This window comes from Clostridium muellerianum, from assembly GCF_012926525.1.
In the GTDB taxonomy this organism is placed as follows: Bacteria; Bacillota; Clostridia; order Clostridiales; family Clostridiaceae; genus Clostridium_AM; species Clostridium_AM muellerianum.
This window is the reverse complement of sequence record NZ_JABBNI010000010.1, coordinates 20,260-32,808: the sequence shown is the minus strand read 5'-3', so window position 1 is coordinate 32,808 and position 12,549 is coordinate 20,260. Positions and strand designations below refer to the sequence as shown.

The 12,549-nt window shown below is 28.9% G+C and carries 14 protein-coding genes; 2 read left to right on the top strand and 12 right to left on the bottom strand.

Features of this window, described 5'->3' with window-relative positions; translation table 11 throughout:
- Positions 1-30: 30 nt before the first annotated feature.
- From HBE96_RS05000 to HBE96_RS04945, 12 genes are all read right to left on the bottom strand, one after another.
- Positions 31-1,365 carry a replicative DNA helicase gene (locus tag HBE96_RS05000; protein ID WP_169296667.1) on the bottom strand — a complete coding sequence of 445 codons (1,335 nt, stop codon included), beginning with the start codon at positions 1,363-1,365 and terminating at the stop codon, positions 31-33.
- A gap of 4 nt (positions 1,366-1,369) precedes the next feature.
- A complete protein-coding gene (gene lonC, locus HBE96_RS04995; protein WP_206154839.1) occupies positions 1,370-3,247 on the bottom strand; it encodes a Lon family ATP-dependent protease in 1,878 nt (625 codons plus the stop codon).
- 51 nt (positions 3,248-3,298) lie between these two features.
- Positions 3,299-3,742, bottom strand: coding sequence for a 50S ribosomal protein L9 (gene rplI / locus HBE96_RS04990; protein ID WP_169296665.1), 444 nt, complete (start codon positions 3,740-3,742; stop codon positions 3,299-3,301).
- Positions 3,742-5,727 carry a DHH family phosphoesterase gene (locus tag HBE96_RS04985; protein WP_169296664.1) on the bottom strand — a complete coding sequence of 662 codons (1,986 nt, stop codon included), beginning with the start codon at positions 5,725-5,727 and terminating at the stop codon, positions 3,742-3,744. The genes rplI and HBE96_RS04985 overlap by 1 nt, the downstream gene beginning before the upstream one ends.
- Positions 5,728-5,742: 15 nt before the next feature.
- Positions 5,743-6,726 carry a YybS family protein gene (locus tag HBE96_RS04980; protein ID WP_169296663.1) on the bottom strand — a complete coding sequence of 328 codons (984 nt, stop codon included), beginning with the start codon at positions 6,724-6,726 and terminating at the stop codon, positions 5,743-5,745.
- 11 nt (positions 6,727-6,737) lie between these two features.
- Positions 6,738-7,055 carry a MazG-like family protein gene (locus HBE96_RS04975; RefSeq protein WP_169296662.1) on the bottom strand — a complete coding sequence of 106 codons (318 nt, stop codon included), beginning with the start codon at positions 7,053-7,055 and terminating at the stop codon, positions 6,738-6,740.
- Positions 7,056-7,372: 317 nt separating this feature from the next.
- Complete coding sequence (gene rpsR, locus HBE96_RS04970; RefSeq protein WP_169296661.1) at positions 7,373-7,627, bottom strand: 30S ribosomal protein S18; 255 nt, start codon at positions 7,625-7,627, stop codon at positions 7,373-7,375.
- A gap of 18 nt (positions 7,628-7,645) precedes the next feature.
- Positions 7,646-8,089 carry a single-stranded DNA-binding protein gene (locus HBE96_RS04965; protein ID WP_169296660.1) on the bottom strand — a complete coding sequence of 148 codons (444 nt, stop codon included), beginning with the start codon at positions 8,087-8,089 and terminating at the stop codon, positions 7,646-7,648.
- 11 nt (positions 8,090-8,100) lie between these two features.
- A complete protein-coding gene (gene rpsF, locus HBE96_RS04960; RefSeq protein ID WP_169296659.1) occupies positions 8,101-8,388 on the bottom strand; it encodes a 30S ribosomal protein S6 in 288 nt (95 codons plus the stop codon).
- Between the two features lie 94 nt (positions 8,389-8,482).
- Positions 8,483-8,686, bottom strand: a complete 204-nt coding sequence (locus HBE96_RS04955) for a DUF951 domain-containing protein (protein ID WP_169296658.1) — start codon at positions 8,684-8,686, stop codon at positions 8,483-8,485.
- 4 nt (positions 8,687-8,690) lie between these two features.
- Entirely contained in the window at positions 8,691-9,566 is an 876-nt protein-coding gene (locus HBE96_RS04950) for a mechanosensitive ion channel family protein (protein WP_169296657.1), read from the bottom strand.
- Positions 9,567-9,579: 13 nt separating this feature from the next.
- Positions 9,580-9,831 carry a putative Se/S carrier protein gene (locus tag HBE96_RS04945; protein WP_169296656.1) on the bottom strand — a complete coding sequence of 84 codons (252 nt, stop codon included), beginning with the start codon at positions 9,829-9,831 and terminating at the stop codon, positions 9,580-9,582.
- Positions 9,832-10,189: 358 nt separating this feature from the next.
- On the opposite strand from HBE96_RS04945, the gene HBE96_RS04940 reads away from it, so the two are divergent.
- Together HBE96_RS04940 and ytvI are read left to right on the top strand one after the other, a co-directional pair.
- On the top strand, positions 10,190-11,350 hold the full coding sequence (locus tag HBE96_RS04940; RefSeq protein ID WP_169296655.1) for an aminotransferase class V-fold PLP-dependent enzyme: 1,161 nt from the start codon (positions 10,190-10,192) through the stop codon (positions 11,348-11,350).
- Positions 11,351-12,406: a sporulation integral membrane protein YtvI gene (gene ytvI, locus HBE96_RS04935; protein WP_169296654.1), complete on the top strand. Its 1,056-nt coding sequence runs from the start codon at positions 11,351-11,353 to the stop codon at positions 12,404-12,406. It begins immediately after the preceding gene.
- Positions 12,407-12,549 lie beyond the last annotated feature (143 nt).

Sequence of the window (12,549 nt, the reverse complement as noted above, 5' to 3'; positions counted from 1 at the left end):
GAGGTCTAGCATAAAAACTAGCCTCATTTTTTATTGTTGGTGGATAACATCTAAATTACCAAACTTACTAAATTGTCCAAGCCAAGCAAGTTTAACAGTACCTGTAGGACCATTTCTTTGTTTAGCAATAATACATTCTGCTACATTTTTTTCTTCTGTTTCTTTATTATAATACTCATCTCTATATAAAAACATAACTACATCGGCATCTTGTTCTATGGAACCAGATTCTCTAAGATCCGATAACATAGGCCTATGATCTGTTCTTGCCTCTGGAGCACGAGATAACTGTGACAGGGCAATAACTGGACACTGCATTTCTTTTGCTAATGCTTTAATGGATCTAGATATTTCTGATACTTCTTGTTGTCTACTTTCTGAGCCCTTACTTCCTGACATTAACTGAAGGTAGTCCACCATTATTATATCTATTCCATGTTCTATCTTTAATCTTCTACACTTAGATCTCATTTCCATAACCGAAATACCTGCAGTATCATCTATATATATTTTAGCTCCACCAAGTGGCCCTGATGCCCTCGCAATGTTTTCCCAATCCTTATCTTCTAAATTACCTGTTCTTAGTCTGAGCATATCTACATGAGCTTCAGAACATAAAAGCTTATATGCTAATTGTTCCTTAGACATTTCTAGGGAAAATACTGCTACACTTTTACCTTCTCTTAAGGCTGCATATTCTGCTATATTTAAAGCAAATGTAGTTTTTCCCATAGATGGTCTTGCTGCAATCAATACCATATCACCTTTTTGAAATCCTGATGTCTTAGCATCAAGTTCTCTAAACCCTGAAGCAACACCTGTAGTTTGCCCTTTATTATTAAAAAGCCTTTCTATTTCTATAAATCCTCTTTCTAGAACAGTGCTCATAGGCTCAAAATCAGAAGTACTTGTGTTATTAGAAATATCAAATATCTGCTTTTCCGCTAAATCAATAACTCCTAACACATTATCCTGATTATTGTAACTCTCTTCTATTACTTTTGTAGAAGATCTAATAAGGTTTCTTAATACTGCTTTGTCCTTCACTATTTTTATATAAGATTGTATATTTGCTGTAGAAATTACTGAACCACTCAATTCACTTATATAAGTTATACCTCCTGCAGCATCTAATTTATCATTAGATTTTAAGTTTTCTGTAAGAGTTATTATATCTACTGCTACATCTTTTTGATTTAAATCTAATATAGCTGTAAATAAAATTTTATGTGCATCTTTATAAAAGTCTTCAGTTTTTAAAACTTCCATAGCTTCAGCTATGGAAGTTTTATCTACAAGCATTGAACCTATTACGCTTTGTTCTGCCTCTATACTATGAGGCATACTTCTAAGAGGTGCATCCATTCCGTTATCTCTCCTTAGAATTACATTCAAAAACTAGTTCCATTAATTCTTCTATATTTTTAACTGCTTTTATTTCTATATCGTTAAATTCTGTTGGAGCTTCTTTTATATTATCTTCAGGCATAATTACGAGTTTTATACCCTTTCTTCTTGCTCCATAAACTTTTTCAAATATACCTCCAACAGGCTTTATTTTACCTCTTAAAGATATTTCTCCAGTTATAGCTATATCTTGTCTTAATGGTTTATTTAAAAGTGCACTTATAATACACATTGTAATTGCTGCTCCAGCAGAAGGTCCATCTATTTTTCCTCCTCCTATAACATTTACATGTATATCATAATCGCTTAAATCTTTATCCGCTATTTTTCTTATTACAGAAGCAGCATTGAATACGGAATCTTTTGCCATACTTCCTGCAGTATCATTAAATCTTACTGTACCTTTTCCTTTTTCTTTTGCCTCAAAAACAGCTGTTTCTATCTCCAATGTAGAACCAATGTATCCACTAACCCCTAAGCCGTATATATGTCCAATTTCATATTTTACTTCACTTTTTACATCTTCGAAAGGTGCTAGTCTACTTATACTTATAACTTCATTTAAATCTTTATTTGTTATCAAAACCCTTGAGTTTAAATTAACTCCTTTGTTGTTATATAGTACATATCCATATACATCTGCAAGTATATTAATGGCTTTTCTACCTTCTATAGTATACCTGCTTATGGTTTCTGCTACACCTTCTTCTATATCAATATTAATTTTTTCAGCTGCATTTTTAACTATTTTTTGTATATCTTTTGAACTTAAAGGTTCAAAATAAACTTCTGTACATCTAGACCTTAATGCTGGATTTATTTCATTAGGTTCTCTAGTTGTAGCACCTATTAATACAAAATCTGCTGGGGCACCATTCTCAAAAAGATACTTTATATACTTAGGGGTACTCTCATCATCCGGATCATAATATGAAGATGAAAATTCTACTCTTTTATCTTCTAATACCTTCAACAATTTATTTTGAAGCATTTCATCTAATTCTCCGATTTCATCAATGAATAGCATTCCACCATGAGCCTCTGTAACAAGTCCAGGTTTTGGTTCTGGTGTACCAGTTTCTGCTAAATCCCTCTTAGTACCCTGATATATAGGATCATGTACTGAACCTAACAAAGGATTTGTTATTTCTCTCGGATCCCATCTTAAAGTAGTACCATCAACTTCCACAAATTTAGCACTTTCATGAAAGGGAGTATACTCTAATTTTCTAACTTCCTCTAATGCTAACCTTGCAGCTGTAGTTTTACCCACACCCGGTGGACCATATAAAATAATGTGTTGTGGGTATGGTGATGCTAATTTTGATAATATAGATTTTATTGCTCTTTCCTGTCCTACAATTTCAGAAAAACTTTCTGGTCTTAAAATACTTTGAATATTTTTACTTAATTTTCTAGAATCTAAAACTTCAAGTTGAGCATATTTCTTAAGCGTTTTTGCATTTTCTGGACCTTTTTGTTTTTTTATAATTCCTAATCTTACTTCATCTAAATACTTCTCTTGTTTCTCTATAAGATTTTTTTCTACTTCTTGCTCTATCTTACTTCTAACATACTTTGTAGCTAAAGCTTCTGAAATCCAAACATTTGTATCTTCTAAAACTTTATATGCTTCTGATTCATTAGGTACAGTTTTTATTCCCTTACCATCACTTACTATCATATTTAAAGCATAAAGTCTTTTTAGCGTATCCCTACTTTTTACATAACTTTGAAGCTTATATTTTATTGTCCTAGATTTTATAGAACCTTCATCCATTACTTTATTTAGTAGTTCGTACAATACATTTACTTGGGTATCAATTGATATGTTATCCATAACTCCATCTTCTATATCATTCACAAATTGTGATTTCACAGGTTTTCCCCCTTATTTTTCTGCTATAATAACTTTTATCTTTGTTGAAATTTCAGGATATAATTTTATTTCTACATCATAAGTTCCAACTTGTTTTATATTACCTATTACAACTTTTTTCTTATCAATATTTAAATTATATTTCTTATTTAGCTCATCAGCTACATCTTTTCCTGTTATTGATCCAAATAATTTTCCATTTTCTCCTGTTTTAACTGAAAGATTAATTTCCTTACCTTTTAAATTTTCTGCTACCTTCTGCGCTGCTTCTATTTCTGCAAGTTTTTGTCTTCTTTCATTTTCTTTTTTATTATTTAAAATATGAACATTAGTGCCTGTTGCTTCTTGTGCAAGTCCCTTTGGTAATAAATAATTCCTTGCATAACCATCAGAAGCATTTATTATATCTCCTTTCTTTCCTACTGACTTAACATCTTTTAAAAGTATAACTTTCATTACTCTTCACCTTCCATAACATATTTGCCAATGGCATCTTTAAGTTTTTGTAAAGCTTCATCTACTGTGATTTGCTTAACTTTTGCACCTGCCATAGTCATATGCCCTCCACCTCCTAAAGATTCAAGTATAACTTGCACATTCACTTCTCCTAAAGATCTTCCGCTAATACATACATCCTCTTTTATTTTAACAAAAACAAAAGAGGCTTTAATACCTGTAATATTTAGCAATTCATCAGCAGCTTGTGCAGCTAATACAATATCTTCTATTTCACTAGGACATACAGCTATGGCTATATTATTAAATATTTTAGCTGACTTTATAATTTCCGCTCTTTTTAAATAGGTGTCTAAATCATCTGCAAAAAACTTTTTTACATCTATGGTATCTGCCCCTAATCTTCTTAAAAAAGAAGCAGCTTCAAAAGTTCTTACACCGGTTTTAAAGCAAAAATTCTTAGTGTCAACACAAATTCCTGCTAAAAGAGCTTCCGCTTCTATAACTTTTATTTTAGGTTTTTCAACCATATATTGAAGCATTTCTGTAACTAATTCAGATGTAGAAGATGCATATGGTTCTATATAACTTAAAAGTGCTCCTTCTACAAAATCTGTAGACTTTCTATGATGATCTATTATAACTATCTTTTCAAAGGCTTCTACTACATTCATATCTTGAACATATCCTTTGCTATGAACATCTACAAGAATAAGCAGACTGTTATATTCTGCATTCTCTATGCATTCTTTACTACTTATAAATACTTTTTCATATCCTTCTTCCATTTTAATTTTATCTAATATAAGATTTATACTAGTATTAGTTTCATCTAGTACTATATAGCAATCCTTCTTTAAAAATTTTATTGTACTATAAATTCCTACAGCAGCGCCAAGACAATCTATATCTGGATTTACATGACCCATTATGAAAACCTTGCTGCTTGCATTTATTAGATCTATAAGAGCATGTGCTATAACTCTCGCTCTTACTTTAGTTCTTTTCTCTACTTCCTTTGTTTTTCCTCCATAAAAAGATAACTTTTCTCCAATTTTTACTACTACCTGATCTCCACCCCTACCAAGTGCTAATTCCTTAGCAGAAACTGCATAATTTTCATTTTGTAATGGAGATTCCCCTCCTCGCCCTACTCCTATGCTTAAAGTAACAGCTAATTTGTTTCCCATATTGATTTCTCTTATATTATCCAATATTTCGAACTTTTTTTCCATCTCTTTTTCAATATAATTATCTTGAACACATAATACATACTTATTATCATCATATTTTCTTAGCATTGCGTTTAAGCTCTGCGCATAACTATTTACTGATCTTTCTATTTCTGCAATTATTAAAGGTCTTTCATTCTCTTCAATTGTCTTAATTACATCATCGAAATTATCAACTTCTATAAGCATTATAGTATATTTATTTGAATCTATATCCTTAAGCATCTTTAATTTTTCTGTAACATCATAAAAATATAAAATTATTATTCTATCTTCTAAGTCATCAGATATGTCCACTACATTACTATATATATCATAATACTTTTCTTTTAATTTAGCATTCTTAATTACATTTTTTTTACCATCAAAAATTTGTCTCAAGTTAATTTCCTTGATTATACTGTTAACATTCTTGCCCAATATATCTTCATCTTTAACTATATAAGAAGATTTTTGATTGTACCAAAGAATTTCTCCTTTTTTATCTATTATAATTAATGGAAATGGCATCTTTACCAAAGTGTTTCTAGTGGCATTATCCAGCTGAGTAGAAAAGTTTTCTATAAACTTTTTCCACTCAGTTTGCCTAACCTTTATATTTTTCATATTATATACTACAAGAATTATATATAAACTTATAAACACTATTCCTATAAAAAAATGCCCATAAATTAAAAGTATTGAAATAAGAATAGCTATTATAATCATATATACTTTATTACTATTTATAAAATAATTATATTTATTATCCATTTAATAAGCCTCCATTTATTTTTCTATAGGCCTTCTTCTATGTGGGTCAAGTTTTCTAAAATCCAACAATATATCCATAAGTCCTAAATAAATGAAAACTATATAGAGCGGGGAAAAAATAGTAAACACTAATATTAATGTTAAAACTAACTTTGACATATTAAATTTATTTTTTAAATAATATAAAGCAAAAGCTACTCCATCTAATAAAAGCAGTATTAGAAGAATGCCATAACCAGATGTGGTTATAGAACTACCTATAGATATGTTATTTCTAGTAAGCAATACCCCTATTAAAATAAAAATAGCCATTATTGCCGCTACTTTACTATTAACATAAAAATAAATAAAAGATTTTACTTCTACCACATCATATTTTAACTTTTTCAATATAACTCTAGTGACATAATAGTTTACACTTGCTGAGAAAAATCCACTCATACATAATATCAGTAATAGATTTTTAAATAAATTGTTTGGCTTAGCAAGTTCCGCCATATTGTCTAATAAAGCCAATTGTTCTTTCGTTAAACCTGCATCTACGTACATTTGCCTTGCCACTTTTATAGATTCCTGTAACTGGTTTGATATAAAATCTATAATTCCATGTTTTCCTGCTAAGTTTACTATTATAACTAAGCTTATTGTAATTGCTACAGCGGATGCTAAAGTCAGCATAATTAATGTTAAGCTATTACTTTTTTTATGCTTTATACAATATCCTAAAGTTATTCCGGTAGTACTAAGTACAATTAAGCATCGAAGTGCCATTAACGGATTACTTATCATAGCTACTATAATTGAGCTCACTATGACTGCAGATAACGAAACTTTAAAATTATGTCTTATATAAAGCACTGTTACAGGAATTGGCAACGCTAGCGTTCCTAGAATTGATACCATAGGAACATATAAATTAGCAAGCATAATTATTACAATTAAAGTTGATACTAATCCTGCTTCCACTATTGACTTTGTACTGTAACTTCTATTTTGCATTTTTTCCTCCATCATTCTCTTTCCTTTAGATGATTATAAAGTTTACTTAAATCCTTACCTTCTTTCTCTATTTTATCTTCTTCTATTATACCTATTCTTAATTTTTTTCTCATGGTTTCATCTACTGATGCATGTGAATACCCTAGTCTTTCTGATAGTAAGTATAATACTATTATCGCTCCTGAAATACAATCTAATATTGCATTTTGAGCTATATTGCTTCCCTTAGTAAGTACCTTAAACAAATCACCGATTGTACATAAAAGATCTGCTTTCAATTCTTCAATTATTTTCACATTGTACATTATATTAAAATCTTCTTTTTTCATTTACCCCCATCCCCTCTAAAGTTATAATTATATTTTAGTTATTTTTCTGTATTTATGCAATAAATCAATGTCTATTTAGAATTTTAGCTATTTTATACTTTTATTATACATAAACAATTGCATAATTTATTTTATTTTTAATATTAATGCCCTACATTTCAACACTGCTCATTAAAAAAACGTTTTCATATGTATATCTTTATCATGATGATATTTTAAAGTATAAATTGTATGAATAACATTGTCAATTTGCACTGTTATATAAAACATATACAAAAAATAAAAAGTGAAGAATAAAAATCCTTCACTTAAACTTACTATTCTGTTGTGAATGGTAATAATGCTATGTTTCTTGCTCTCTTTATAGCATCAGTAAGTTGTCTTTGATGTTTTGCACAGTTTCCAGAAATTCTTCTTGGAAGAATTTTACCTCTTTCTGTAACATACTTTCTCAACTTATTTATGTCTTTATAATCTATTGATTCGGCTTTATCCATGCAAAAGCTACAGATTTTTCTTTTAGCTTTTCTCATTTTACCAGAATTTCTTCTTCCGCCTTCTCTATTTTGCATCTTTATCCCTCCTTACCTTTAAAATGGGATATCTCCATCATCTACTGGAGTAATATCCTCTCCATAGGCCTTTTCATTAAAGCCTTGAGCATTTCCAAAATCTTCAGATGAAGTTCCGTTAAATGATGATGTTGATTTATTTCCACTTCCCCATTCAAGGAATTGTACTTCATCTGCAACAACTTCAGTAACGTACCTTCTAGTACCGTCTTTAGCATCATAAGTTCTAGTTTGAATTCTACCACAAACACCCATAAGTTTACCTTTACTCATGTAATTTGCTGTAGATTCAGCTTGTTTTCCCCATACTACTACAGGGATAAAATCGGCTTCCTTTTGACCATCTTTAGAAAATCTCCTATCAACGGCTAAAGTAAAGGTGGCAACAGCTGTACCATTTCCTGGAGTAAACTTTAACTCAGGATCTTTGGTTAATCTTCCAATTATAACAACTTTGTTCATAAAAACACCACCTATTTTTCATCCTTAACTATTATGTGTCTTATAACAGCATCTGAAATTCTGAATACTCTGTCTAACTCTTTTGGTAATTCAGGATTAGCGCTAAAGTTTATTAGAGTATAATTTCCTTCGCCAATCTTGTTTATTTCATAAGCAAGCTTTCTCTTGCCCCAAGCATCAACGTTATCTATTACGCCTCCACCATTTTCTATTACGCCCTTAAATTTTTCAACGTTAGCTTTAACAGCTTCTTCGTCTAATGATGGGTGTAGTATGAATATAGTTTCATATTTTCTCATTAGATTTCACCTCCTCCCCTTGGACTAACGGCTGTGCTTTACACAGCAGGGATCACAATTAGATATTATATCACTTATCTTCATAAAAATCAATTTATTTTTCTTCAATGACATTTTGTTTTATTATTTTTTTTACATCCTTTTCAAACTTACTTCTGGGTATCATAACTATTCTGCTACAATTACAACACTTAATTTTTATGTCAGCTCCAAGTCTTATTATTTCCCATGAATTTCCGCCACATGGGTGTCCTTTTTTCATCTCAACTATATCTCCAAGATAAAAAGTTTTTACCATGTTATCACTCCTTTACTATTTTCACCTGTGCATATGGTGTCTTTATATTAGCATTAATTAAAACTTCTCTTATTTCTTTTCTAAGCTTCATCTCTGTATCCCATTGAGTCATGGGTTTAGACTTGCCAGCAACTCTTATAGTGATTCTATCTTCTTTTAATGCGGATATACCTAATACTTTTGGTCCTTCTGTAACACATTCATTTTCTACTTTAAACTTATCACATAAGTCCGATATTAATTTTATTGCTCTATCCAAGTCTTCATCATGAGATACATCAACATCTACCATAATCCTTATGTTTCCCCTTGAATGATTAGTAACCTTAGTTATAAGTCCATTAGGGATTATATGTAAGTCTCCATTAAAATCTCTTATTTTTGTAACCCTAAGCTCTATACTTTCTACTATTCCGCCTTTATCATCTACATTAATATAATCGCCTACAGTAAATTGATCTTCAAATAATATAAAAAAGCCATTAATAACATCTTTTATAAGACTTTGAGTTCCAAAACCTAAAGCTAAACCTCCTATTCCTGCAAAAGTTAAACCAATTTTGTTAAATAAAACTTCAACTATACCGAAAATACCCAAAAAATATACTGAATATCTAAGTACACTTTTCAAAATAGCACCTACAGTTTTAGCTCTTTTATCATCTAATGAAAACTTAAAATTTTTTTGTTTAGAAACATATCTATTTATAATTGTATTTCCTATTTTAACAGCTATGTACATAAGTATTAAAATAATTATAACTTTAATTATATTTAATCCAAATTTGTAAATATCCTGTTTATCTAAAAAATCATCAATCTTTAAAACACTTTTATTTAAATCAATACTTAAAGTAAAAAAACAAAATAAATTCTTCATTATTACCACCTAATTATATGCTATAACTCTTGTATTCAATTCCATCCTTAATATAAATACCTTTTATGGATAATTCGCCTCTTTTTATTAAAGCACTTACCTTCTCTATAAACTCACCACCTAATTTTATGCTTATACCACAACTTTTAGTAATCACTGTTGGTGTAGGCATTATTTCTACTTTAATGTTGTTATTTTTTAAAACACTTTCTCCACTTATAGCACTATGTGTATTGGGAAAAGTTAAAATGTAATAAATTTTCATAAACCTTAATTCATTTAAAATGAATTCTCCTCCTTTTTTAATTTAATTTTTGTTTTATATATAATTAATTTAGTTTATAATTATATATGATATGGAATATTGTATATAATTATTTATTTATTATAAATTTATGAAAAATAATCCATATATTTTCATACAATATTATACTCTATTATATCAGAAATAATATTTAATGGCGTTACTGTATTGTATGAGTTTATAAAAATTTCAAAAGCTTCAAAAGTAACATTTTTATATTAATGATCTCTATACTTTTGTAGTCATTATTTTTTATGTTTCATTTAATTTCTTATGTTTTCATAATAAATTTTATTTAATTGATATGGGAGGTATCATTTTGAGTGTTTATTTAGACAATGCTTCTACTTCTTATCCCAAGCCTGAAGCAGTTTACTCATCAATACTTAATTATATGAAAAATATAGGTGCTAATCCTGGAAGGGGGGGATATTCCAATGCTTTAGCGGGGGATAGAATTATTTATGATTGTAGAGAAGCTTTAATGAATTTTTTTAATTTCAACAAATTAGAAAATGTAATATTCACTGGAAACATAACACAATCACTTAATATATTAATGAAAAGTATTATTAAAGATGGCTGGCATATAATAACTTCTTCAATGGAACATAATTCCGTATTAAGACCTCTATCCTCACTAAAAAGAAGTATGAATATAGAAGTAGATGTTCTAAAATGTTCTGAAAATGGACTTATTGATGTTGATGATTTTAAGAATGCTATAAAACCAAATACTAAACTTGTAGTATTGTCCCACGCTTCTAATATAATAGGTACTATTCAACCTTTAGAAATTATAGGCAGTATTTGCAAACAAAAAGACATATATTTTATTGTAGATTCTGCTCAAACAGCTGGATGCATATCTGAAGATTTTTACAAGCTTAACTGTAATGCACTAGCATTTACAGGACATAAATGCCTTCTTGGTCCTCAAGGTGTCGGTGGTTTTTTAATTGATGATAATTTAAATAAAGAAGCTGTCACTTTTATGGAAGGTGGTACAGGGAGCCTATCCCAAAGCATTATGCAACCTCAGTTTCTTCCTGACAAATTTGAAAGTGGTACATTAAATGCTCCCGGTATCTCTGGTTTGCTCGCTGGCATTAACTACATAAATAAAATTGGTATTTCAACTATATGTGAAATAGAAACAGAATTGTGTCAGCGTCTTATTGATGGACTTTTAAATATTAAATCAATTCAAGTATATGGATTGAAAAATGCTGCTTTAAGAACTTCTACCGTTTCCATAAATTCATCTAAGATTAATAATGAAGAACTTTCTCTTATTTTAGATAAAGGTTTTGATATAATGAGCAGAACTGGTCTGCACTGTGCTCCTTTAGCACATAAAACTATCAATACATTTTCAAAGGGTACTTTAAGATTCAGTATAGGATGTTTTAATACCAAAGAAGATATAGATTACACTTTATATGCTATAAATTCAATCTTAAAAGGCAGAGTAATTTAAATGGAAGACTTATTAATCAAACTTGATAAATTTATGATTTTTTTTATAATATATACTGTGGTTTTTTTAACATTTTTTAGCACTATAAATTATACGCTTCCATTTGTACTAGCTTTATTATGTGCATTAATTTTAAAAACACCAACTAGATATATTATAAAAAAGTTAAAAATTAAAAGTTCATCAGCATCCTTAATAACTACAATTATTTTTTTTACTGTATTAATATTGCTATTATCCTTTGGAATAGGAATTCTTACAACGGAAGCTATTCAATTGGGAAAAAATACTCAATCATATATATCTCAAAATTCTTCTAATGTATATGAATCCTTCGAAAAGCTTCAAAAATATTATAAAAATCTTGATCCTTATATAATTAACGCTGTAGATAAAAATTTCTCAAACTTTGTAACTAAAGTTTCTAATATAACTGTATCTGTAACGGGAAAAGTTGTATCTACAATAATATGCTTTTTAACATCTATTCCATATATAATTATGGTTATACTTTTTACTTTACTTACTACATACTTTTTTACTAAAGATATAGTTAATGTTAAAGATAAATTTTTAACTATTATTCCAGAAAATCAAACAGATAAAATATTTTACATTTACTTAGAAACAAAAAAAATGCTTATTAAATATCTACTATCTTATATGTTTATTATAAGCATAACTTTTCTAGAAACCATAATAGTATTTTTAGTTTTTAAAGTAAAATATGCAATTATTTTAAGCACACTATGTGCCTTTGTAGATATTCTGCCTATATTAGGAATAGGCACTGTATATATTCCTCTCGCTCTTATATATGTTTTCTTATTTAAAAATTATATAACCGCATTTGGAATTATTATTTCTTATATTTTAGTATCAATAATACGACAAATTATTGAACCAAAAATTGTTTCATCTTCATTAGGTATCAACCCTGTAGCAATTTTAGCTGCCTTATTTATAGGTCTTAAAGCTGATGGGATTTTGGGCATGATTTTCTGTATATTCCTTGTAGTTTTTTATAATATATTTAAAAAAATTAATATACTTTAACCATAAAAGTCCATATGTTTTTAAAATGTATGTACTTAATCTGGGATTCCTGATACCAAATATCAGGAATTTTTTACGCTAAAAAATAAAAAATATAGGTATAAATAACCTCTATGTGGTTAAAATTCATAATAACAGGAGGT